Origin of the sequence: Aeromonas sp. 159 (assembly GCF_963862045.1) — a bacterium.
Taxonomy (GTDB): Bacteria; Pseudomonadota; Gammaproteobacteria; order Enterobacterales; family Aeromonadaceae; genus Aeromonas; species Aeromonas veronii.
Window position 1 is genome coordinate 43,410 of sequence record NZ_CAWLMI010000038.1, and the last position, 23,106, is coordinate 66,515.

The 23,106-nt window shown below is 55.9% G+C and carries 26 protein-coding genes and 1 tRNA gene; 18 read left to right on the forward strand and 9 right to left on the reverse strand.

Features of this window, described 5'->3' with window-relative positions; translation table 11 throughout:
- The 8 genes from dprA to AACR14_RS08050 all read left to right on the forward strand — a co-directional run bounded on the left by dprA (window position 1) and on the right by AACR14_RS08050 (window position 5,669).
- Window positions 1-1,116 (forward strand): DNA-processing protein DprA, encoded by a 1,116-nt coding sequence (dprA, locus tag AACR14_RS08015; RefSeq protein ID WP_019445777.1) that lies wholly within the window; start codon window positions 1-3, stop codon window positions 1,114-1,116.
- Window positions 1,109-1,582 (forward strand): DUF494 family protein, encoded by a 474-nt coding sequence (locus AACR14_RS08020; RefSeq protein ID WP_005339699.1) that lies wholly within the window; start codon window positions 1,109-1,111, stop codon window positions 1,580-1,582. Before dprA ends, AACR14_RS08020 begins: the two co-directional genes overlap by 8 nt.
- A 55-nt stretch (window positions 1,583-1,637) precedes the next feature.
- Window positions 1,638-2,195, forward strand: coding sequence for a DNA topoisomerase family protein (locus tag AACR14_RS08025; RefSeq protein ID WP_019445778.1), 558 nt, complete (start codon window positions 1,638-1,640; stop codon window positions 2,193-2,195).
- A 74-nt stretch (window positions 2,196-2,269) separates the two neighbouring features.
- Window positions 2,270-2,773, forward strand: coding sequence for a 5-(carboxyamino)imidazole ribonucleotide mutase (purE, locus tag AACR14_RS08030; RefSeq protein ID WP_005339704.1), 504 nt, complete (start codon window positions 2,270-2,272; stop codon window positions 2,771-2,773).
- 135 nt (window positions 2,774-2,908) lie between these two features.
- Entirely contained in the window at window positions 2,909-3,469 is a 561-nt protein-coding gene (locus AACR14_RS08035) for a Sua5/YciO/YrdC/YwlC family protein (RefSeq protein ID WP_019445779.1), read from the forward strand.
- A 112-nt stretch (window positions 3,470-3,581) separates the two neighbouring features.
- Window positions 3,582-4,490 carry an oxygen-dependent coproporphyrinogen oxidase gene (hemF, locus tag AACR14_RS08040; protein WP_005357520.1) on the forward strand — a complete coding sequence of 303 codons (909 nt, stop codon included), beginning with the start codon at window positions 3,582-3,584 and terminating at the stop codon, window positions 4,488-4,490.
- Between the two features lie 103 nt (window positions 4,491-4,593).
- Complete coding sequence (gene aroE / locus AACR14_RS08045) at window positions 4,594-5,412, forward strand: shikimate dehydrogenase (RefSeq protein WP_019445780.1); 819 nt, start codon at window positions 4,594-4,596, stop codon at window positions 5,410-5,412.
- Complete coding sequence (locus tag AACR14_RS08050) at window positions 5,409-5,669, forward strand: DUF1488 family protein (protein ID WP_019445781.1); 261 nt, start codon at window positions 5,409-5,411, stop codon at window positions 5,667-5,669. Before aroE ends, AACR14_RS08050 begins: the two co-directional genes overlap by 4 nt.
- A gap of 776 nt (window positions 5,670-6,445) precedes the next feature.
- On the opposite strand, the gene yihA is transcribed toward AACR14_RS08050, so the two are convergent.
- Window positions 6,446-7,102, reverse strand: coding sequence for a ribosome biogenesis GTP-binding protein YihA/YsxC (yihA, locus tag AACR14_RS08055; RefSeq protein ID WP_026034975.1), 657 nt, complete (start codon window positions 7,100-7,102; stop codon window positions 6,446-6,448).
- Window positions 7,103-7,244: 142 nt separating this feature from the next.
- Between yihA and AACR14_RS08060 the strand changes: the two genes are divergently transcribed.
- The 4 genes from AACR14_RS08060 (at window position 7,245) to hemN (ending at window position 11,143) form a co-directional block, all read left to right on the forward strand.
- Window positions 7,245-7,862, forward strand: coding sequence for a c-type cytochrome (locus AACR14_RS08060; protein ID WP_005339710.1), 618 nt, complete (start codon window positions 7,245-7,247; stop codon window positions 7,860-7,862).
- Between the two features lie 836 nt (window positions 7,863-8,698).
- Complete coding sequence (yihI, locus tag AACR14_RS08065; RefSeq protein WP_019445784.1) at window positions 8,699-9,286, forward strand: Der GTPase-activating protein YihI; 588 nt, start codon at window positions 8,699-8,701, stop codon at window positions 9,284-9,286.
- An 11-nt stretch (window positions 9,287-9,297) separates the two neighbouring features.
- The gene (locus AACR14_RS08070) at window positions 9,298-9,738 is read left to right on the forward strand and encodes a DUF2489 domain-containing protein (protein WP_019445785.1); all 441 of its coding nucleotides are present in this window, start codon (window positions 9,298-9,300) and stop codon (window positions 9,736-9,738) included.
- Between the two features lie 31 nt (window positions 9,739-9,769).
- Complete coding sequence (gene hemN / locus AACR14_RS08075; protein ID WP_019445786.1) at window positions 9,770-11,143, forward strand: oxygen-independent coproporphyrinogen III oxidase; 1,374 nt, start codon at window positions 9,770-9,772, stop codon at window positions 11,141-11,143.
- Window positions 11,144-11,880: 737 nt separating this feature from the next.
- Here hemN and AACR14_RS08080 read toward each other — a convergent pair.
- From AACR14_RS08080 to AACR14_RS08090, 3 genes are all read right to left on the reverse strand, one after another.
- Window positions 11,881-12,249 (reverse strand): hypothetical protein, encoded by a 369-nt coding sequence (locus AACR14_RS08080; RefSeq protein ID WP_005339715.1) that lies wholly within the window; start codon window positions 12,247-12,249, stop codon window positions 11,881-11,883.
- Window position 12,250: 1 nt separating this feature from the next.
- Window positions 12,251-12,898, reverse strand: a complete 648-nt coding sequence (locus AACR14_RS08085; protein WP_005339716.1) for an AAA family ATPase — start codon at window positions 12,896-12,898, stop codon at window positions 12,251-12,253.
- 97 nt (window positions 12,899-12,995) lie between these two features.
- Window positions 12,996-13,172: a hypothetical protein gene (locus AACR14_RS08090; RefSeq protein ID WP_019445787.1), complete on the reverse strand. Its 177-nt coding sequence runs from the start codon at window positions 13,170-13,172 to the stop codon at window positions 12,996-12,998.
- A gap of 747 nt (window positions 13,173-13,919) precedes the next feature.
- Between AACR14_RS08090 and arcA the strand changes: the two genes are divergently transcribed.
- From arcA to AACR14_RS08115, 5 genes are all read left to right on the forward strand, one after another.
- The gene (arcA, locus tag AACR14_RS08095; RefSeq protein WP_005339718.1) at window positions 13,920-15,140 is read left to right on the forward strand and encodes an arginine deiminase; all 1,221 of its coding nucleotides are present in this window, start codon (window positions 13,920-13,922) and stop codon (window positions 15,138-15,140) included.
- Between the two features lie 62 nt (window positions 15,141-15,202).
- Window positions 15,203-16,129, forward strand: coding sequence for a carbamate kinase (arcC, locus tag AACR14_RS08100; RefSeq protein WP_019445788.1), 927 nt, complete (start codon window positions 15,203-15,205; stop codon window positions 16,127-16,129).
- A 79-nt stretch (window positions 16,130-16,208) separates the two neighbouring features.
- The gene (gene argF, locus AACR14_RS08105; protein ID WP_005339721.1) at window positions 16,209-17,213 is read left to right on the forward strand and encodes an ornithine carbamoyltransferase; all 1,005 of its coding nucleotides are present in this window, start codon (window positions 16,209-16,211) and stop codon (window positions 17,211-17,213) included.
- Between the two features lie 123 nt (window positions 17,214-17,336).
- Window positions 17,337-18,743 (forward strand): YfcC family protein, encoded by a 1,407-nt coding sequence (locus AACR14_RS08110; protein ID WP_005339725.1) that lies wholly within the window; start codon window positions 17,337-17,339, stop codon window positions 18,741-18,743.
- A gap of 116 nt (window positions 18,744-18,859) precedes the next feature.
- The gene (locus tag AACR14_RS08115) at window positions 18,860-19,822 is read left to right on the forward strand and encodes an IS1595 family transposase (protein WP_019445789.1); all 963 of its coding nucleotides are present in this window, start codon (window positions 18,860-18,862) and stop codon (window positions 19,820-19,822) included.
- Window positions 19,823-19,915: 93 nt separating this feature from the next.
- On the opposite strand, the gene AACR14_RS08120 is transcribed toward AACR14_RS08115, so the two are convergent.
- The 5 genes from AACR14_RS08120 to AACR14_RS08140 all read right to left on the reverse strand — a co-directional run bounded on the left by AACR14_RS08120 (window position 19,916) and on the right by AACR14_RS08140 (window position 22,827).
- Complete coding sequence (locus AACR14_RS08120; protein WP_005339728.1) at window positions 19,916-20,407, reverse strand: arginine repressor; 492 nt, start codon at window positions 20,405-20,407, stop codon at window positions 19,916-19,918.
- 200 nt (window positions 20,408-20,607) lie between these two features.
- Window positions 20,608-21,072, reverse strand: coding sequence for an aspartate carbamoyltransferase regulatory subunit (pyrI, locus tag AACR14_RS08125; protein ID WP_019445790.1), 465 nt, complete (start codon window positions 21,070-21,072; stop codon window positions 20,608-20,610).
- Between the two features lie 16 nt (window positions 21,073-21,088).
- Entirely contained in the window at window positions 21,089-22,009 is a 921-nt protein-coding gene (gene pyrB, locus AACR14_RS08130) for an aspartate carbamoyltransferase (protein WP_016352301.1), read from the reverse strand.
- Window positions 21,990-22,184, reverse strand: coding sequence for a hypothetical protein (locus tag AACR14_RS08135; protein WP_123785055.1), 195 nt, complete (start codon window positions 22,182-22,184; stop codon window positions 21,990-21,992). Before AACR14_RS08135 ends, pyrB begins: the two co-directional genes overlap by 20 nt.
- 100 nt (window positions 22,185-22,284) lie before the next feature.
- Entirely contained in the window at window positions 22,285-22,827 is a 543-nt protein-coding gene (locus AACR14_RS08140) for a hypothetical protein (protein WP_019445791.1), read from the reverse strand.
- A 201-nt stretch (window positions 22,828-23,028) separates the two neighbouring features.
- On the opposite strand from AACR14_RS08140, the gene AACR14_RS08145 reads away from it, so the two are divergent.
- Window positions 23,029-23,105 (forward strand) — tRNA-Trp (locus AACR14_RS08145).
- Window position 23,106: the final 1 nt, after the last annotated feature.

Genomic DNA, 23,106 nt, shown 5'->3' on the forward strand with positions numbered 1-23,106 from the left:
GTGAACTACCCCGACGCGCGTCTGGCGCTCTGGCTAACTCTGGATGCGGTCACCGGTATCGGTCCGGTGACCGCTGCTCGTCTGTTGGAACGGGCCGGGGGAAGTATTGATGCCCTATTCCAGAGCGATGAAGCTCAACTGCATGGTATGGGGTTGTCGTCAGAGCAGATCAAACAACTGCGCTGGCCCTCGTCTGTGGTTGAGCAGAGCCTCGCTTGGGCCACTTTGCCTGACAATCTCCTTATTCCGCAAGATCACCCGATTTATCCACCCTTGTTGCGGGAAATTCCCGCGGCACCCCTGTTGCTCTACTGTCGTGGCGATCTTGCTGCGCTATCGCAACCCCAGCTGGCAATGGTGGGGACACGCCATCCTACTTATGCAGGCAAAGATAATGCGTCCCGCCTCTGTAATGAGCTGGTTGGATGCGGGTTAGCTATCACCTCGGGCCTTGCGCTCGGTATCGATGGTGTCTGCCATCAGCAGGCGCTGGCTTGTGGCGGTATCACCCTTGCCGTGTTGGGTTCCGGGCTGGATTGCCTCTACCCCAAACGCCATCAGGGGCTGGCAGGCCAGATTCTGGAGAGTGGTGGTTTGCTTATCTCCGAGCTGGCGCCGGATAAAGGGCCGCTGGCTGAACATTTTCCTCGTCGCAACCGTATTATCAGTGGCCTGTCGCTGGGAACTCTGGTGGTGGAGGCGACCGAGCAGAGCGGTTCGCTGATCACCGCCCGTTATGCGCTTGAACAGGGGCGCGAAGTGTTTGCGGTACCCGGCGCCCCGCAAAATGCCCAGGCGATAGGGTGCAACAGATTAATTCAGCAGGGGGCCAAACTTGTGCTGAGTGCGGCCGATATAGTGGAAGAGCTGCCAGAGTGGGTCGCACGGCCACATCCGTCAGTCATACCATCTGAGCAACCGCATAATAGCGAATTGCCTTATGCCGATTTGTTGGATAACGTAGATTATGAGACCACGAGCGTGGATACCGTTGCCGAGCGTGCCCAGCTTCCTGTCGAAGTGGTATTGGGCAGGTTGGTAGAGCTGGAGCTGGCCGGTGCAGTGATGGCGGTAGCCGGTGGATATGTCAGAGCGAGGAGGGCGAATCATGTTTGATGTATTGATGTACCTTTTCGAGACCTACATCCACAGCGATGCAGATGTGATGGTCGAGCAGGATGAGCTCACCGACGAGTTGAGCCGGGCCGGTTTCGATAAAGAAGAGATCGACAAGGCACTCGACTGGCTGGAGCGACTGGCCAATCTGCACGATAGCGAGCGGGAGGTTTATGTCACCGCCAGCGCGCAAGGCTCGATGCGTATCTATGCTCCGCAAGAGCTGGCACGCCTCAGCACCGAGTGCCGCGGCTTCCTGCTCTTTCTGGAACAGGCCCAGGTGCTGAATGCCGAAACCCGCGAGATCTGTATCGAGCGCCTGCTCGAGCTGGACAAGCCGGATATCGAGCTGGATGACCTGAAGTGGGTCGTCATGATGGTGCTGTTCAACGTACCGGGCAGTGAAAATGCCTACCAGCAGATGGAAGAGCTGGTGTTTGATGAGTCAGACGGCGTCATTCACTGACAGTCCGGTGCCGCGCTGGTAGAATTCAGGCCATCTGGATTTCAAGGCGCGGCCCATGTCAAAAATCGATCATCACCTCTTTTCAGCCCACGAACATGCCTTCGAGCGCGAGCCGTGCCCGCAGTGCGGGGCCGAGCTGGTGATCCGCCAGGGCAAACATGGCCCCTTTCTCGGCTGTTCTGCCTATCCTGCCTGTGATTACATTCGCTCCCTGACGCCATCCGGCCGCGACATCGAAAAGGTGCTCGAAGGCTCTGCCTGTCCCGATTGCGGAGAGCCGTTGGCGATAAAGAAGGGGCGTTACGGTCTGTTTGTCGGTTGTACCCAGTATCCGACCTGTCAGTACATCGAATCCCTGCAGGAGAGCGATGATACCCAGATCCTCTGCCCCGAGTGCGGCAAGGGTCATCTGGTGAGCCGCACCTCCCGCTACGGCAAGCAGTTTTACTCCTGTGATGGCTATCCACACTGCAAATATGTGGTGAACGACAAGCCGATCCCCATGCCTTGTCCCGCGTGTGGTTGGGGCATCATGGTAGAGAAAAAAGTGAGGGGAACTCTGCGTTGGGTCTGTCCGCAAAAGAAATGCGGCCACCAAAGTGAGCAGGTATAATCCCGCCGCCGCAACCGGATTGAAACGTTTTCGGTGAACTTCAACCCCCCACTTGGAGTAAGGAAATTCCCACCATGAATAAACCCTTTGTTGCCGTATTGATGGGCTCTGATTCTGATTTCCCCGTGATGCAGACTACCCTCGAGGTGCTCAAGTCATTTGATATCGCAGTGGAAGTCAAAGTCACCTCCGCGCACCGCACGCCGGCTGCGACCCATCAGTATGTGACCGATGCCGAGGCCCGTGGCTGCAAGGTCTTTATCTGTGCTGCCGGTCTGGCGGCGCATCTGGCGGGTGCCGTAGCCGGCATCACGACTCGTCCCGTGATCGGGGTGCCCATCGATGGTGGTCCGCTCAAGGGGCTGGATGCGCTGCTCTCCACCGTGCAGATGCCGGGTGGTGTACCGGTAGCGACCGTGGCGATCGGCAAAGCCGGTGCCAAGAACGCAGGTTATCTGGCAGCCCAGATGCTGGCAGTAGCCGATGATGAACTGGCGGCCAAGGTTCGGGCCGAACGCCAGAAGAATGCCGAAGAGGTGATGGCCAAGGATGCCGCCCTGCAGGCTCAACTCAAGTAAGTGAATAGGTGGCGATCCGGATGTGTCGTATTTTTCCTGTGCAACAGCAACACGTCACTTTGCCATGGTCGCCGCCATACGGATTCAACTTGCTACTAAGTGACGAGGCGGCAGCCAGGCTGCCGCATTTTTCCTATGCCAAATGAATTTGAACAGGCGGTTGCCGCCCTCCAGCAGGAAGGGGTGATTGCTTATGCGACCGAGGCCGTGTTTGGTCTGGGGTGTGATCCCGACTCCGAAGTTGCGGTGCAGCGACTGCTGGCCATCAAACAGCGTCCGGTGGAGAAGGGGTTGATCCTGATTGCTGCCGATTTGGCGCAATTGCAGGACTACATCGATCTGAGCCAACTTAGCGGTGAGCAACTGGCTCGGGTTGAAGCCAGCTGGCCCGGTCCTTTTACCTGGATCATGCCTGCCCGTGCGACGACGCCGGCCTGGTTGACCGGGCAGTTCGAGACCCTCGCGGTGCGCGTGACGGCTCATCCTCAGGTGCAGGCCTTGTGCCGTGCCTTTGGCAAGCCGCTGGTCTCTACCAGCGCCAACCTGACCGGTGAGGAGCCTGCCCGTCGGGTGGCCGATATCGGTGAGCGGCTGGCAAGCAAGTTAGCCTATATCCTGCCCGGTGAAGTGGGTGGTCAAGCTAACCCATCCGAGATCAAGGACGCCCGAACCGGCGCCATTATTCGCCCCTCCTGAGCAGGCGGATACGTCATGATTTGCTATCAATCCGCTGAGCGGTGAGCTCATCGGATTGATTTAACTATAAAAATGGACAGGGCGTTCACGATCCTGCCTGACTGGAGACAAGATGAGCAAACCGGATGTGGCCCAGGTCAAGGCCTTCCTGTTGCAGTTGCAGGACGAGATCTGCCGTGGTCTGGAGCAGGCCGACGGCAGTGGGCACTTTGTGGAAGATGCCTGGAGCCGTGAAGGCGGTGGCGGTGGTCGCACCCGTGTGCTGCGCCACGGCGCGGTGATCGAGCAGGGGGGCGTCAACTTCTCCCATGTCTATGGCGATGCCATGCCTGCCTCTGCTACAGCCCATCGGCCAGAGTTGGCTGGTCGCAAGTTCGAGGCGATGGGCGTGTCGCTGGTGATCCATCCGCACAACCCCTATGTGCCGACCAGCCATGCCAACGTCCGTTTCTTCATCGCCGAGAAAGAGGGTGAAGAGCCCATTTGGTGGTTTGGCGGTGGCTTCGATTTGACGCCCTTCTACCCGTTTGCCGAGGATGTCCAGCATTGGCATCAGGTCTCCCGTGATCTCTGCCAACCCTTTGGTGATGAGATCTACCCCGAGTTCAAATCCTGGTGCGATCGCTACTTCTTCCTCAAGCACCGCAACGAGACGCGAGGGGTGGGCGGTCTCTTCTTCGACGATCTTAATCGCTGGCCTTTTGCCGACTGCTTTGCCTTTATGCAAGCGGTAGGTCGGGGTTATCTGGATGCTTACCTGCCGATTATCGAACGACGCAAGGCGCTGCCCTATGGCGAGCGGGAGCGGGAGTTCCAGCTCTATCGTCGCGGCCGTTATGTGGAGTTCAATCTGGTGTATGACCGTGGCACCCTGTTCGGGCTGCAGACCGGCGGACGTACCGAGTCAATCCTGATGTCGATGCCACCGCTGGCACGTTGGGAGTATGACTGGCAGCCGGAGGCGGGCACTCCTGAAGCCTTGCTCTACACCGATTACCTCACGCCGCGAGAGTGGCTGTGACCCGAGGGGCCTTGATGGCCCCTTTTTGCTGGCCGATATTCGGCTTGTTCCCGAGTGCGAAAACCCGTTAAATCGGAATATTGCCCTCTGATGGAACTCTTTGATGGATCGTTATCTGGTTTTTGGCCACCCGGTGCGCCACAGCAAGTCCCCCTTCATTCACACCCTTTTTGCCAGACAAACCCAGCAAGAGCTGGAGTATGGGCTGGCTGAACCCGCCGTCGACGAGTTTGCCCAAGCCCTGCGCACCTTCTTTGACCAAGGGGGCAAGGGATGCAATGTCACCGTTCCCTTCAAGGAGCAGGCATTTACTCTGGTCGATTGCTTGAGCCCCAGGGCCAAGAGGGCGGGCGCGGTCAATACCATCAAGCTGACCGATGATGGCGTGTTGCTGGGGGATAATACCGATGGCGCTGGATTGGTCGCCGATCTCAAGTCCCATGGTGTGAGGCTGGCGGATAGCCGGATCCTGCTGCTGGGGGCCGGTGGAGCAGCGCGCGGTGCATTGGCGCCGCTGCTGGCAGAGCTGCCGAGCGAGCTGGTGATCGCCAACCGCACCCACGCAAAAGCGCAACAGTTGGCTGCCGAATTCTGCGATCTAGGGCCTGTGACTGCCCAGACCTATGAGCAGTTGTCAGGGCCGTTCGATCTCGTCATCAACTCTACCTCCGCCAGCCTGCAAGGGGAGCTGCCGCCGTTGGCCCCTGCCCTGATCCACACTGATATTGCCATCTACGACATGATGTATGGCGCCTCGGATACGGCGTTTATCTGTTGGGCCAAACAGCATGGGGCCCGTCAAACCATGGATGGACTCGGCATGCTGGTGGAGCAGGCTGCCGAAGCGTTTACCGTGTGGCGCGGAATTCGTCCCGGGACTAAACAGTTGAGAGAGTTGAAGCGTAACTTGGGGGTGATATGAACCAGGGTATTCTGTTTCCTGATCTGATGGAGTGGCAGGCTGACGAACAGCGGGTGCGTTTTCCTGCCCAGCAGATGGGGGCGCTGATAGATTGTTACATCAGCCAGCGGCGGCTGGAGAGAATGACAGGTCTGGCGCTGACGAGGGAGGATGACATCGTCAGAGCCTTCGAAAGTGTACGTTTTGATATTGAAGACATGGCTGAAAAACTCATTGAAGAACAAGAGTTTGCTGAAGATGGCGCTATCTATCTCTGATTTTTCAAAGTTTTTTTGTTTTGTAGCGGAACTACTTTGAAATGGCGCTGACTAACTAGATAGTTGAGGAAGTGCTAGCTAGTCACCTTTATAACTCCCCGGTATTCGTACTGGGGATTTTTTTATCTGCATGAAAGTAAAAGATTTTTTCTTAATTTGTAAGTTGTGAAACTAAATTACATAAATTACTTTCACTTTCTGCTGCTTTGCTGTACAGTTTTATGCGTAGGGTACAGAGGTAAGATGTTCTATCTTTCAGACCTTTTATTTCACGTAATTGAATGTGGCTGAATAGCTGCCCCGATGAGGTTCTCGTCGGGGTGTTTTTTTATGCGCATCATTTAGAGTAAATGCTTTAAATTGGCGATACATTTGATAGAATGAGGCTGCTTCTTGAGGAATACCTGTCGTCTGGTACTCAAGATTCAGCTTCTTCCCAATTTTTTGAACTTATTATTTCAGGCTGGATGGCATCACTGTCGTCCGGCCTCATTTTTATCCCTTTCGGTTAAAGCTTGTAATTAAATTTCATTTTTGTCTCATTTTGTAATTCTTGTTCGTTTTGAAAGAACGAATTTGAAAACGTTATCAACGCCTACTTAAGTTAATTATTTTTGTGAATTAACTGCCTATCTATATGAACTGTAAGCAGTATTGGATATAGCAGGGGAGGCGAATGCGGGGTATTTGTCGTGAGGCAGGTGAAAGCGGCAATCTGAAACCCTTTCAATCAGCGGAGGAGTGCTCCGCCAATTGCAAGGAGAGCGAGGAGTAGATTACTCCTCGGCAGGTTGCTGTTCATCAGCGTCCAGCAGGTCGGTATCGTCACCACTGACGTACCATTCGGTCAGGGTTTGCGCCAGCTTCTCCACACCGATATTGGTGAGGGAGGAGAACGCTTCGACCTGGATCTGGGAACCGAGGTTGGCAACGGCCTGGCGCACCTTGATCACCTGGTTGTTGCGCGGGCCGGGGCTCAATTTGTCAGCCTTGGTCAGCAGCAGCATGACGGGCAACTGACGGTGCGAGCTCCACTCCAGCATGTTCATGTCGGTATCTTTGAGCGGGTGGCGGATGTCCATCAGGATCACCAGACCTTTCAATGACTCACGGCGCTGCAGATACTCTGCCAGTGACTTTTGCCACTTGAGCTTCATTTCCAGCGGAACTTGCGCATAACCATAACCCGGCAAGTCGACCAGACGCTTGCCCGGTTCCAGCTCAAACAGGTTGATCAGCTGGGTACGGCCGGGTGTCTTACTGGTGCGCGCCAAGTTCTTGTGTTTGGTTAAGGTGTTCAATGCAGATGACTTACCGGCGTTGGAACGGCCGGCAAACGCGATCTCGACACCCCCATCATTTGGCAGGTGACGGATGTCGGGTGCGCTGGTCACAAAATGCACCTTATTGAAATTCAGAGTTTGTGTATCCAACGTAAATTCCCCATGGAGATAGAGGGTTATAGAGTTACTTTTTTGTAAAATGGTGTAAAATAGCGTCGCTTAAACGCGTTTATTTTAACATGCCTTCAGCGGCATGGGATCTGGAAGCCTAATAACGAAAAGTTGGAACGCCATGAAGAACCTAGTCATTACTCTTGCTCTGATGGTTGGCGTAACGGGGATGGCACAAGCCAAGGGCGATGCCGCTGCGGGACAGACCAAGGCTGCCGTTTGTGCGGCTTGTCATGGACCGGACGGAAACAGCCTGGTTGATATGTACCCCAAAATTGCTGGTCAGCACGCATCATATATCAAAAAGCAGTTAGTTGAACTGAAGGCTGCCGCTTCTGGTCAAATTGGCCGGGTTGCGCCAGTGATGGGGCCGATGGCGTTACCTTTGTCGGAACAGGACATGGATGACCTGGCGGCTTATTTCTCCAGCCTGAAGGTTACCCCTATCGCTGTCCCTGACGACGTGGTCGAAGCGGGCAAGGCACTCTATATGGGGGGTGACATGAGTCGCGGTCTGGCAGCTTGTACGGCTTGCCATGGTCCTCGTGGCTCGGGTGTCGAACAGGCGAAGTATCCCAACCTGTCCGGCCAGCATCCTGCCTATATCAAAGCTCAGCTCACCGCATTCCGTGCCGGGACGCGTGACAACGATCCGAATGGCATGATGCGGGACGTTGCCAAGAAACTGACTGATCAGGATATCGAAGCCCTCTCCAAATATGTAGCGGGTCTGCACTGATATAGTCGATACGGTCGATTTGAGTTGAAACGGGGAGCCTGGGCTCCCCGTTGTTTTTATGGCTTTCAGATAATTCTCGGTTTAATCCCCCCGTTCTGTAAGAGATCTCCCATTCTCAAGGCAGGTCAAGGCTCATAAAATTGCATAAAATATCAAATAATCATCATTTATCAATGAGTTATATGAGTATTGATATTTTTCGACATGTTGAGAATGTTTTGAGTGGATTGAGCCGCTTTATAGAGTTGGTACAGTAGGCTTAATGGATTCACCCACGGATTGGGTGGCGGTTTCACGACAGGGTGTTGTGAGCAGAGGATGGCTGGCGTGGCGGGATGCCATGGGCTCGGATGAGCTGGCAAAGGATTGAAGGATCAGGATGGTGACCATCTCCGGAGCGGGATGGGGTTGCGGGATGCAGACTCCCCGGCACGATGGCAGGATGCGGTCGAGACGGGTCAAACAGGCACACGCACATTCAGGAACGACCAATATAAGGTCAGGATGACCACACAACGATATGATGCGGCGACAAGTTGTCACGGAGAGGGCGAAACAGATTGTTTTGCCATTCAGGATGACGCACGCATGAACATATCAAGGCAGCTTCGGCTGCCTTTTTTCTTTTGGGTCATTAACCCGATTAGCCATTCTGTGTCAAAATACCAGCAACATGCCCAGAGGATACCGATCCTGCGGTGTTCAGTGGCCTGATTGGGCCTGATTGGTGCGGGATCCTGCTCTTGTTCCAGCCTTACTGTTCCTCGCATCGTATCCCACCGGGTGAGATCATCCCGGGTACGGGTCAAACCAGTTATTTTCGGAGTTAGCCATTCATGTCTGCCAAACAACCCACTCGCAAGCCTACTGGCAAGCGCAAAGAATCTGATGTCAGTGCTCAGGAAGGCCGTGAGCGTAAACGGGCTGCCAAGCGAAAGGGCCTGAAGGCTGGTTCTCGTCAGCAAGTTGAACAGCCGAAGAACAAGTCTGGCAACAGCCAGTCCAAAGATCCGCGTATCGGTTCCCGCAAGCCGGTAGTTCTGGTGGTGGATGACAAACAGAAGAAGCCGGCAGCACCCAAGGCGGTGAAAGAGAAGAAGCTGGTGATGACGCCCGAGCAGGAGCTGGCTTCCATCGAAAACGATGACCGCTTGAATGATCTGCTGGATCGTCTTGATGCCGGTGAAACCCTGGAAGCTGCCGAGCAGGCCTGGGTTGATCAGCGTGTCGACCGTTATCAGGAGCTGATGGATGAGCTGGGCATCATCGACAACGACGATGATGAAGATGATGAGCTGCCGTTTGATGATGGCGATGACGCCGAGTTCGACGAGCAGAAACCAGCTTCCGAAGAGGAGCTGTGGGACCGTTTCAACCAGGTCGATTTCAAGCCGGAACCCAAGCCTGAGCCGAAGAAAAAGTGATGAGTGGATGGATGCTGGCCGCCCTGTTGGGCGGCCTGATTTTGTCAGGATTGGCCATCTATGCAGGCATGCTGCTGGCCAGGCTGAGACGACAGCAAGCGATGCAGTGGCAGGCGATTACCGCTCGCAATGAACGAATTCTGGATAGCGTACGGGTCATTGCTCATGCGGTGCAGGAGGGGCAGTGTGATTACTCCGAAGGCGCCATTCGGCTGACCAATCTGCTGGATGCGTTGCAGATCAAGGGGGGGCGAGCATTCGTTGCCGAGTTCCCGGGTCTGTACGGGCTGTATGAGAAGGTGAAAGATATGCCGACTCATGAGGCCAGACGTGCCCTCAAGCGCAATGAAGTGATGAAGATGGATCTCGAACGCAGCGGCTACGAGGCCGAGCTGGAGGCTCAGATCCTCAAGGATGTGGCCCAGTTGAAGGATTTTCAGTTAGGTCGGTGAGCCAACAATAACAACAAGAGAGGAAGCGAGCGTGCAAGCAGAACAGATTGTGTGGGATCAGGCCCTGATCGAAAAATATAACTACAGTGGCCCGCGATACACCTCTTATCCCACTGCGCTGGAGTTCAACGAGAGCTTCGGCTATCCGGATTTTGTCCGCGCTGCCGGCCAGTATCCCGAGCGCAATCTGTCGCTCTACGTGCATATCCCTTTCTGTCACAAGCTCTGCTACTACTGCGGCTGCAACAAGGTCATTACCCGCCATCAGCACAAGGCTGACGAGTATCTCGACTACCTGGAGCAGGAGATCAAGGCGCAAGCCCCGCTCTTCAAGCACCGTATGGTCACCCAGCTGCACTGGGGTGGCGGTACACCCACCTATCTGGATGAAGCACAAACGCGCCGTCTGATGGCCATGCTGCGTGAGCACTTCCATTTCGCCGAAGAGGGGGAGTTCAGCATCGAGGTCGATCCGCGCGAGATTGCCATTACCATGCTGGATGTGCTGCGAGATGTCGGCTTCAACCGCATCAGCCTCGGGGTGCAGGACTTCAACAAGGATGTGCAGGTTGCGGTCAACCGCGAGCAGGACAACGACTTTATTAAAGCCATGTTGGAACGGGCCCGTGAACTGGGCTTCCGCTCGACCAACCTCGACCTTATCTATGGCCTGCCGTATCAGGATCGTGCCAGCTTCCACCATACGCTGGAAGAGGTGCTCAAGACGGATCCGGCGCGCCTCTCCATCTTCAACTACGCCCATCTGCCGAGTCGCTTTGCTGCCCAGCGCAAGTTGAAAGAGGTGGATATGCCTGCGCCGCAGGAGAAGCTGGCCATGCTGCAGGACACCATTGCCTTCCTCACTGGCCAGGGTTACCAGTTCATCGGCATGGACCATTTTGCTAAACCCGATGACGAGCTGGCAGTGGCGCAGTGCGAGGGCAAGCTGCACCGCAACTTCCAGGGCTATACCACTCAAGGTGATTGCGATCTGCTGGGGCTGGGGGTCTCCTCCATCAGCATGATCGGTGATGCCTACTCCCAGAACCAGAAAGAGCTCAAGACCTATTACGCACAGGTTGCAGAGCTGGGTCATGCCCAGTGGAAAGGCTGCTCGCTCAATCAGGATGATCTGATCCGCCGTGAGGTGATCAAGCGGCTTATCTGTGATTTCCGTCTGAACTTTGCTTCTGTCGAGCAGGCGCACGGACTCAATTTCAGAGAGTATTTTGCCGACGATCTCAAGCTGCTTCAGACCTTCATCAACGATGGATTGGTGCGTATGACGGAGGATGGCCTGGAGGTCTCCTCCACCGGGCAGCTGCTGATCCGCAATATCTGCATGTGTTTCGACGTGTACTTGCGCAACAAGGCGCGCCAGCAACAGTTCTCTCGCGTGATATAAGCTTGTTTGCCGATTAGAAAACAGAAAAGGGCGCCATCGTGGCGCCCCTTTCATATGTATTTTTGCTTAAGCAGCGGGTTGGGAAGGTTCTGGTAAGAAGTCTCTGCGCTGAGGCAAGCAATTGAGAGCCAAGCAAGGGGACGGTGAAACGCAGATAAAAAGATGGGGGCGACTTGCGTCGCCCCCGGTAGTCGTATCGCTCAGATCCTTGAACGAAGTTGCTCCCTGCAATCCCTGACTGTTTACCTCTTCCTTTAGGTTTCCCCTTCCCAATCCTTTGGGGTGTCCTTTAGCCATCTTGGCCTGACGAGTCATCCTGTCCCGTCGCACTTTCTCCGTCCTGGGAGGTGTCCTTTACCACATCCTGTGGTGAGTCCATTTGCCCAACCCTGGCAGCCAATCTTCCTGACCGACTTCATTGCGTCCGTGCATGAGTAACTATAAGGATTTTCTAACCGGCTACAACGCCAGATTGGAAAACGTTTTTGTCATTAGCTATTTCGAAAGTGGTGAGTTTCGATTTATTCATTTATAAACAGTTAGTTAAGTTGCTCATCTTCATGTTTTAAGATCTCATCTTCCGATTATCTCGGGGATCTTTTCGGCTGTTGGCTTACATGTGGAATGGCAGATCTCTTACATGGCGTTTTGGTTGCTTCAGAAACAGATGTTGCAGTCTGATGATGGTCATTCAGGATGAGTTGGTGAGGCACACAAAGAGCGGCTGAATGGAGAAATTATGAGCGCTGGTTGAGTCGCTCATAGATGGTCTGGCGCTCCTCAGGAGTCAGCGAAGAGAAGTAATGAGTAAAGAGGCGCAGCAACAGGGACTTGTTCATGCCATCTTGCTGGGTCAGATTACCCAGCTCGTCGATGGCCACCGTGCTCATGGAGAAGGTGGCTTTTTTGTAGCTGGGTTTCAGGTGCTCGCCGCTCTCGATAAAGGCCAGCGCCGACAAGGCTTCGTCACGATGCAGGCCCAGTTCAAGGCTGACCACCTTGGGTTTGCCCTTGGCGTAGAACTCCGCATCTTCGATAAATTCGTCGACGGTGAACTTCTTCTGGTGATGAAGCTGATGCTTTTTCTTCAGATCGGCCAGACCCATCTCACACCCCCACTTGCAGGAACTCTTTGGCGATGGCCCGGATCTCTTCGGCGGATTTGCCATCCGGCTCGATCTCCATCACCGACAGTCCCTTCTCTTCGCTGTCGTCATAGACGTTGCGGCCATAGGTGATGGCGTTCAGGACGTCGACACCGAACGAGGAGCAAACCTCTTTCGCTTCGAGAATGCGTTTTACCTGATTGGGCAGGGCGGGGCACTGGGTCAGCACTACTGCTGCATTGAGGGTCGGGTTGACCATCTTGCAGGTGGTGATGAGATCTTCCATGTGGGGCAGGGTCTTGAGGTCGCGGCGTTTCGGGCGCAAGGGGATAAGGGCGTGGGTGGCGACAGCCATGGTGGAGCGCAGTGCCCGGTTGTCTTGCCCGCCGCAATCGACGATGACGTAGTCGTAGCGGTTTTTCAGGCTGAGCAGGTCGTTGCGAATATTGCCATAGAGCTGCACGCAGTTGATTTGTGGCAGCTCCGGGTTGTCATTGCGCTCCTGAATCCAGTCAGAGGTGGTGCGCTGCGGGTCGCAGTCGACCAGCAATACCTCCCCCTGAAATTGGGATCTGAGGTAGACCGCCAGATTTTGTGCCAGGCAGCTCTTGCCACTCCCCCCCTTCTCTCCACCGACCAACAAGATCATGACGTTCCCCTATCCATGAGAAAACCGCTGATTTCAGTATAGGAGGGGCCTGTCTCATCACAAGGCGAGAGGAGTGATGCTCCTCTCGTTGTTTCGACTAGTAATGAACGCTGCCTCCCTGCCAGCGGCAGACATAGTCAGGCACCAGCATCTGGGGGGCCTTGTCGACATGGCATACCACCATGGGCATGGCAGGGGCTCCTTCAGCCTGACTGAGGGTGGGGATCGCAGAGAGCAGCAAAGTCGCGAACAACAGCATGGGTTTCATCTTCATAACAACTCCTTGGTAGTGCCATTCCTGTGTGATCTGGATCACTTTCTGAGTTAAGTCGAGGTTGGCGCCAGCGCAAGGTGAGACGAATAAATTCAATTAATGAAAAAAGTATCAAAAGGCGTTGTGGTGACCGACGAGGATGGTTGCCCACCTTGATGCGGACTTTGTGCATATTAAGTTGAACCGCACAAAGAGGTGGTGACTTATGGGGCCGAGCCTGATGGGGTTGGCATCAATGCCATGATCTGGAACAAGAAAAGATTTATGCAGTGAATGTGGTCGATGTGAGTATTTATTTCTCCCGTGTTCATCCCGTCACGGCGATGTATTCAATACCTAGGGAACAATATTCAAATCATATTTGTAAAGTTATTTATAGTAATGATTTTTAAAGGTTTTTGTTATTTGCATTTAATCACTCCAGTGAACTGGCATGAATAAAAAATGAATCAATCTGAAATATAACAGGGTGGTTTTGCATGGTTATTCGGTGCGCTTTGTGTGGAAAATGCGCAATTTGCTACCGGGGTCATAGATTGGATGGTGAATATATTCAGTTCTGAGTGAATGTGATCAATGTCTAAGTTTGTCGTGATTCGCAGGGCTAACCTCGGTCTAGAAAGGCAAGGGCAGGATAGAACACAAGCCGAGTACCCTACATAAAGAATATCCCGCCTTAGCCACGAGCATGAATAGAAGGAATCTATTCAATCACTCGCAGGGACCACTGCTAGACGGAATATAATCATGAGCAAATTTTATGTAGGTTCTGAAGTTGGCCAATTGCGCCGTGTCATGTTGCACCGCCCCAACCTCAGTCTGAAGCGTCTGACTCCTTCCAACTGCCAGGATCTGCTGTTCGATGACGTCCTGTCTGTTGAACGTGCCGGTCAGGAGCACGACAAATTCGCTCAGGTACTGCGCGATCAGAATGTCGAAGTTTTCCTGCTGACCAATCTGCTGGCGGAAACCCTGGATGTGCCGGAAGCCAAAACCTGGCTGCTGCAACATCAGGTCTCCGACTATCGCCTCGGCTCTTCTTTTGCCAACGACGTGCGCTGCTTCCTGGCTGACATGCCGCACCGCGAACTGGCCCGCATTCTCTCCGGCGGCCTGACTTACTCCGAGATGCCCTACAGCGGCGTCAACATGGTAGTAGGCATGCATGCTCCGACCGATTTCATCATCGAGCCGCTGCCCAACCACCTCTTCACTCGTGACACCTCCTGCTGGGTTTACGGTGGCGTCTCCATCAACCCGATGGCCAAACCGGCTCGTCGCCGCGAAACCAACCACGTGAAGGCCATCTATCGCTGGCACCCGATGTTTGCCGGTCAGGACTTCATCAAGTACTTCGGTGACGAGGAGCGTGACTACGACAACTCCACCATCGAGGGTGGCGACGTACTGGTTATCGGCCGCGGCGCTGTGCTGATCGGCATGTCCGAGCGCACTACCCCGCAAGGTGTCGAGCATCTGGCTCGCAGCCTGTTCAAACATGGTCAGGCCAAGCAGGTCATCGCCATGGAGCTTCCGAAACACCGCAGCTGCATGCACCTGGATACCGTCATGACTCACATGGATATTGACACCTTCTCCGTCTATCCGGAAGTGATCCGCAAGGACGTGCAGTGCTGGAGCCTGACTCCGGGCGGCGCTACCGGCATGAACATCAAGGAAGAGGGTTACTTCGTCACTGCTATCGAGAAAGCACTGGGCGTGGATCAGCTGAAGATCATCACCACTGGTGGTGACAGCTTCGAAGCCGAACGCGAGCAGTGGAACGACGCCAACAACGTACTGACCGTACGTCCCGGCGTGGTGGTGGGTTACGAGCGCAATACCTACACCAACGAGAAGTATGACAAAGCCGGCATCACAGTTCTCTCCATCCCGGGTGATGAACTGGGCCGTGGCCGCGGCGGCGCCCGCTGCATGAGCTGCCCGATGGAACGCGACAGCATCTGATGAGACGGCGTGGCGCCGGCAGAAGCTGGCGCCACACAGAACCAAACTCGAGATTAACCACTATGAAAAAACCAACTGTCGTCGTCGCTCTGGGTGGCAATGCACTGCTCCGTCGTGGTGAGCCACTGGAAGCGGATATCCAGCGCAAGAACATCGCAACTGCCGCCAAGACCATCGCCCTGATCGCTCAGGAGTACAACGTGGTGCTGGTGCATGGCAACGGTCCGCAAGTCGGCCTGCTGGCCCTGCAAAACAGCGCCTACACCAAGGTGTCCCCCTATCCGCTGGATGTGCTGGGTGCCGAGTCCCAGGGCATGATCGGCTACATGCTGATCCAGGAGCTGAAAAACCTGATGCCGAGCCGCAACGTCACCGCGCTGCTGACTCAGGTGCAGGTCGATCCCAAGGATCCGGCATTCGCCAACCCGACCAAATTTATCGGCCCCGTCTACGAAGAGGCTGAAGCCCGCGCCCTGGCAGAAGAGAAGCACTGGGTGGTCAAGGCTGACGGCAAGTTCTTCCGCCGCGTAGTGCCGTCCCCGCTGCCTCAGCGCATCGTTGAAGGCGATGCCATCGAAACCCTGATTGCCCAGGGTCACCTCATCATCTGTACCGGTGGTGGCGGTATCCCGGTGACTTGGGATGGCCAGAGCCTGACCGGTATCGAAGCCGTCATCGACAAAGACATGTCTGCCGCCTATCTGGCCAAGCAGATCAAGGCCGACGCCCTGCTGATCCTGACCGACGCCGATGCCGTCTATCTGGATTGGGGCAAACCGACCCAGCGTCCGCTGCGAGTCACCAGCCCGGACGAGCTGGCCGGGGTCAAGTTCGATGCAGGTTCCATGGGGCCGAAAGTCGAAGCCTCCTGTGAATTTGTCAAAGCGACCGGCGGCATGGTCGGCATCGGCTCTCTGGAAGATGGCCTCGCCATCCTCAAGGGGGAAGCCGGCACCAATATCGTCGCCACCCGCACCGTACATGCGTAATTACCGATATCTGTACTGAGAATGCGTAGTCAACACTACTGCCCGAACTGGTCTGAAACATATATAGAGAGAACTCATCATGGCTTTTAATCTGCGTAACCGTAACTTCCTGAAACTGCTGGACTTCACCCCGCGCGAAATCCAATACATGATCGACTTGGCCATCGACCTGAAGAAAGCCAAATACGGTGGCTACGAGCGCAAGCATCTGGTCGGCAAGAACATCGCCCTGATTTTCGAGAAGACCTCCACCCGTACCCGTTGTGCATTTGAAGTGGCGGCCTTCGACCAAGGCGCTCAGGTCTCCTACCTTGGTCCAAGCGGTTCCCAAATCGGTCACAAGGAGTCCATGAAGGACACCGCCCGTGTACTGGGCCGCATGTATGACGGTATCGAATACCGCGGCTACGGTCAGGAGATCGTGGAAGAGCTGGGCGCCTACGCCGGTGTCCCGGTCTGGAACGGCCTGACCAACGAGTTCCACCCGACCCAGATCCTGGCTGACTTCATGACCATGCTGGAGCACGGCAAGGGCAAGCGTCTGGATCAAATCAAGTTCGCCTACCTGGGTGATGCCCGCAACAACATGGGTAACTCCCTGATGGTCGGCGCCGCCAAAATGGGTATGGATATCCGTCTGGTTGCTCCGAAAGCCTTCTGGCCGGAAGAGGAGCTGGTTGCCAAGTGCCGCCTGATCGCCGAAGAGACCGGCGCACGCATCACCCTGACCGAAGATGTGAAAGAGGGTGTGCTGGGTGCTGACTTCCTCTACACCGACGTCTGGGTATCCATGGGTGAAGCGAAAGAAGCCTGGGATCAGCGCGTCAAACTGATGACTCCGTATCAGGTCAACATGGATGTCATCAATGCCACCAAGAACCCGGATGTGAAGTTCATGCACTGCCTGCCGGCGTTCCACAACGACGAGACCACCATGGGCAAGGAAGTGGCTGACAAATATGGCATGAAAGGCCTGGAAGTGACCGAGGACGTGTTCGAATCCGAGCACAGCATCGTGTTCGACGAGGCCGAAAACCGGATGCACACCATCAAGGCAGTGATGGTTGCTACGCTGGGCGACTAAGGTCGCAGTAGTGGTGCCGGGGGGCGACCCCCGGCTTTTCGACCATGTGACAGCGGCATAATACCTCTAACCCTACAACCCGCAGCCTGCATGGATACCACACCCACAGAAGGAAGCTGGACCATGACCAAATTCAAGTTCCCGTCAGCCTACACGATACTGTTTGTGCTGATCGCCCTGGTGGCCGCCCTGAGCTGGATAGTGCCGGCCGGCAAATATGAGATGACCATGAACGAAGCCCTCGGCAAAGAAGTGCCGGTGGCGGGTACCTACAAACTGGTGGAGGGGAATCCCCAGGGGATCGTCGACGTGCTGCTGGCACCTATCGATGGCCTCTACAACCACGACACCTATGAGGCAGGCGCCATCGACGTCTCTCTCTTTATCCTGATCATCGGTGGTTTTCTTGGCATTGTGACCAAGACAGGTGCCATCGATGCTGGTATTGAACGTGTGACCGACCGCCTGCGCGGCCGGGAAGAGTGGATGATCCCGATCCTGATGGCGCTGTTCGCCGCAGGGGGCACCATCTACGGCATGGCCGAAGAGTCGCTGCCGTTCTACACCCTGCTGGTGCCGGTGATGATGGCCGCCCGCTTCGACCCTGTGGTGGCTGCAGCAACCGTATTGCTGGGGGCCGGTATCGGTACTCTCGGTTCCACCATCAACCCGTTTGCCACCGTTATTGCGGCCAACGCCGCGGGTATCTCCTTCACCGACGGTATCTGGCTGCGCGTCGCCATGCTGGTGGCTGGTTGGCTGCTCTGCGTCGCCTACGTCATGCGTTACGCCAAGATGGTGCGCAGCGATCCGAGCAAATCTCTGGTGGCTGACAAGTGGGAAGAGAACCGTGCCCACTTCCTTGGCAACAAGAGCGACCAGATGCTGGAGTTCACCCTGACCCGTAAAATCGTACTGGGTATCTTCGTCGCCGCCTTTGCCGTGATGATTTACGGTGTGGCTGTGCTGGGCTGGTGGATGGCACAGATCTCCGGTGTGTTCCTGGCTGCCGCTATCATCGTTGGTCTTATCTCCCGCATGAGCGAAGAGGAGCTGACCTCCAACTTTATCGACGGTGCCCGTGACCTGCTGGGGGTGGCGCTGATCATCGGTATCGCCCGCGGTATCGTGGTGGTGATGGATAACGGCATGATCACTCACACCATTTTGCACAGTGCAGAAGGGATCGTGACCGGCCTCTCCACCATCGTCTTTATCAACGTGATGTTCGTGCTGGAAGTGGTGCTCTCCTTCCTGGTGCCGTCCTCCTCCGGTCTGGCCGTACTGACCATGCCGATCATGGCGCCGCTGGCCGACTTCGCCAACGTGGGCCGCGATCTGGTGGTGACTGCTTACCAGTCAGCCTCCGGTCTGGTGAACCTGGTGACCCCGACCTCCGCCGTGGTCATGGGCGGTCTGGCCATCGCCAAGGTGCCTTATGTACGCTGGCTGAAGTGGGTGGCTCCGCTGCTCGGTATCCTGACCGTGCTGATCGTGGTCTGCCTGAGCCTGGGCGCCGTGCTCTCCTGAGGGATGACAAGCAAGATAAAACGGGAGCCTGCGGGCTCCCGTTTTTTATGGCTCTGTCCCAATTACGTGTTGAAAGGCTAATCTTGAAGTAGGCCATCACCTTGAGGTCTACCATCATGGATACCCCAGCCTTTCAACACCTGTTGTCCCTTTTTCCCCAGTTGACCCTGCGCCAGCGCCGTGTTGCGCAGCAGGAGCTCACTGCACCCCACACCATTACCTCGCTCAATACTCAGTTACCGGCATGCAGTGGCTGCCCCCATTGTCAGGCTGATGTCACCCAGCTGGCGCCTTGGGGATGGAGTCGGGGACTGCGCCGCTACCGTTGCAAACTGTGTCTGCGCACCAGCACCGTTCTGACCAAGACGCCCTTGGCCAGATTGCGTAAAGCACAGTGCTGGGAAGACTACGCGCAAGCCCTCATCGAAGGACTGACTCTCCGCCAGGCCGCGCGGCGCTGTGGGGTCAGCAAAAACACCGCGTTCCTCTGGCGTCACCGCTTCTTGCGCGCGATGGCAACCCATCAGGCCACCCGGGAAGAGGGCATCGTTGAGGTTGATGAGACCTTTTTCCTTGAATCGTTCAAGGGGCAGCGGGGACTGCTGCGTCCACCACGTCATCGCGGTGGTAAAGGTCGAACTCGTGGAACCGGGCCAGATTACATCCCGGTGATGGTGGTACAAGACCGTGCAGGCCACCATGCGGATTTCCAGTTGGAGAAAATAGATGTCGAGACGGTCATCGCGGTGTTGAAGCCGTTGGTGTCACCGGATGCGGTGCTGTGTAGCGATGGGGCGGGTGTGTATGCCTGTTTCAGCAAGGAACAGGGTATAACCCATCAGGTGGTGCGCAATCGCCAAGGCGAACGGGTAGTCGGTGCGTATCACATCCAGCATGTGAACGGATATCACCATCGGTTGAAAGAGTGGATGGAGCGGTTCCATGGCGTGGCGACGCACTACCTGAAGAACTACCTGGGTTGGCGCAGGATGCTGGAGCGTTACGGAAAAGGCGTAAATATCAAAGCATGTTTGCATGAGGCGCTGGGGCGCCCCATTCAACACGTAATTGGGACATAGCCTTTTTTATGGGCGCAAGAAGTGATGGACACAAAATAGCAAGCAACAACAAGGCGACCCGCAGGTCGCCTCGATGTATTTGGGGGAGAGAGCTTAGCGGGCCTGCGCCAGGGTGCGCACCACGGCGGCATGGGCCTGACGGGTACGGCTGATATGGCGCGGCGCGACCAGCACCACGTCATTGCCCGCGACGGCGCCCATGATCTCGGGATTGGCGTTGCGATCCAGCAGGCGGGCCACCACGGTGGCGGCTCCCGGAGTGGTGTGGATCAGCACCATCTGCTGGTTGTGTACCACTTCGCGCACCATGTCGTGGATAGAGCGGGTGCTGCCAGCGGGTTCCAGCTGCTCATCGACCAGGGTGTAGACCTTCTTGCCGTTGGCATTTTGGGCCTTGGCCACGCCGAGGCGGCGCAGCAGACGGGAGATAGTGGACTGGCTGATGTCGGCAAAGCCGCGCTCCGACAGCTCGCGACGGATCTCTTCCTGGGTGCTGTAGCAGTGCTGACCGATGATCTGGCGACAGGCATCCAGCTGGGCCAGATCGGGCTCTTGGGCAACGGGACGACTGAGGGTTTTGACCACGGCGAATTCCTTTGATGATGACCGGAGGTAAACGCGCGATATCTGCCATAGCAGTCAGTTATCAGGCAAAAACACTGATAATCCATCTATATGCAGGGAATGAGCGGGCATTACCATCTTGCGATGGCAAATTATAGCTAACTGGAAATTTGGTGATGTGACAGGGTTCAAAAATGGGCCCCGCAGGGCCCAATCAGATATCAGTAACGCTCGCTGACGATGTCCTGAGTGAAGGACTTCTCGCAATATTTGCACTTCATCCGCACCACGCCTTTCACTTCGCGCACCCGGAAGTAGCTGTCCACCGGTTCGTTGTGGGAGATGCAGTTGGAGTTGGGGCAGTGGAACACCCCGGCGATGAACTCCGGCAGCTCCAGCTGGTGCTTCTTCACCACATTGAAGTCTTCGATGATGTTGACGGTCGCTTTCGGGGCGAACAGCGCCAGCTGGTTGGCCTGCTGTTCGGTCAGACGGGTGTTCTCAATCTTGATGAGATCCTTCTTGCCCAGTGCGCCGGATTTCAGGTTGAAACCGACGGTGATGCGCTCCTGGGTCTCGATCAGCTGGAACAGCTTGAGGATCTTGATGCCCTGGCCGGCGGGGACGTGGTCGATGACGGAGCCGTGACGGATGGCTTCGACTTGCAGTTGGTTCTTCTCGGACATGATATACCCCTTTCCCTTAGACGGTTTCGTTCAGTACCAGAGCCAGCAGCGCCTGGCGTGCATAAACCCCGTTCTCCGCCTGCTGGAAGTAGTAGGCGTGGGGAGTCTTGTCGACCGCGACGTCGATCTCGTCGACGCGGGGCAGGGGGTGCAGGATCTTCATGGTGGGCTTGGCGCCTTCCAGGGTGGCCACTTCCAGCACGAACTTGGCGGCCATGTGCTTGTATTCGGTCTCGTCGAAGCGCTCTTTCTGGACCCGGGTCATGTAGAGGATGTCCAGCTCCGGCATTACCTCTTCCATGGTCTCGTGCACGCTGAACTGGATGCCTTTCTCTTCCAGCTCCTCGCAGATGTAGTCCGGCATCGCCAGCGCTTCCGGTGAGATGAAGAAGAAGCGGCAGTTGAACAGGCTGAGGGCCTGGGCCAGCGAGTGCACGGTGCGGCCGTACTTGAGGTCACCGACGAAGGCGACGTTGAGGCCATCCAGCTTGCCTTGCGTCTCGTGGATGGAGAAGAGGTCGAGCAGGGTCTGGGTCGGATGCTGGTTGGAGCCGTCGCCGCCGTTGATGACCGGCACGCGGGAGAACTCGGAGGCGAGGCGGGCAGCCCCCTCTTTCGGATGACGCATCACCACCGCATCGGTGTAGGAGCCGATGATCTTGATGGAGTCGGCCAGGGTCTCGCCCTTCTTGGCGCTGGTGTTGCCACCGTCAGCGAAGCCGATGATGTTGCCACCCAGGCGCTGGACCGCGGTCTCGAACGACAGGCGGGTACGGGTGGAGGCTTCGAAGAAGCAGCTGGCAACCAGCTTGTCTTTCAGCAAGCGGGTGTCGGGCTCGGCCTTCAACCGCTGTGCGGTTGCGACCACCAGTTCCATGTCGGGCCGGGTCAGGTCCGAAATGGAGATGACATGTTTCTTATAGAGTGGATTGGTCATCGTCTGCATTCCCTTTGACATCAATGAAGGTTTTTCGGGCACAAAAAAAAGCCCCTGAAACAGGGGCTTTTTTTAAAAACAATTGGGGATCTGTGGGTCGGGAACCGGAAACAACGGGGCCGCTCTGGTGCGCTCCACCCGTCTGCAAGGCTGTCTTTTTCAGCAAAAACTGCATCGTCCTGTCCTGACCTTTTTTCAAACCGGACAGATTATAGAGTCGCATTTTGAATTGTCAAAAATTTATTTCAAAGGCAAGATTTGCACATGAAAAACGTTTAACTGTCGTGAACTGGCCGGCAAACCCACACCTGGTGTTCGGCCTGCAATGGCTGCGCATCTTCGGCCATGCTGCGCAGATAGGCGAGTCTGTGGTGCCCCTCCAGCAGGCAATAGGGTTGTGGCAGCGGGTGACCGTCCGGGTAGCTGCTGCCCGCTGCCGATGCCAGCACTATGATGGGTTCGGACCAGGTACCCTGGCTCAGCATGTACTCCCCGAGCCAGGATCGACGGACGTAACGGTTGTGCCTCAGCATCTCGCCCCAGCGTTCGACCACCTCCATATGGCGGGAGCCGGTCTGCTCGATGATCCTGGCGGTGGGCCAGCTTTCACACTCGAACTGGTGGCGGGCGAGATCGATAAAGCTCCAGTTGGATTCAAAACCGCGCCAATGGCGGTAAATCCACTGGGAGAGCACATTGTCGGGAATGAAGGGCACCAGCGGGGCGACCCGGGCCAGGTAGTCGGGCAGGGACTCTGTTTTGCGTTCGTCCCTGAAGTTGAGGGGCGCAAGTTGTTGGAGCAGTCGGTAATTGAGCATAAGCAGCCTCCCGGTACCTGCTTTCACCCTACCCCCATTTATGCCCCATTCCTACCCCGCTGAGTCTGGAAATACAGCAAGTTACCCCTCGTTGCTGCACAAATCGGCGCGACTTGTTCGGGATTTGTGCAATCGCATCGAAAGCGTAAAAAAAGCCTTTACCTTTGATCTCCACTTTGTATACTACGCCTCGTTTGTTGCAGGGGCGTAGTTCCAATTGGTAGAACAGCGGTCTCCAAAACCGATGGTTGCGGGTTCGAGTCCTGCCGCCCCTGCCAT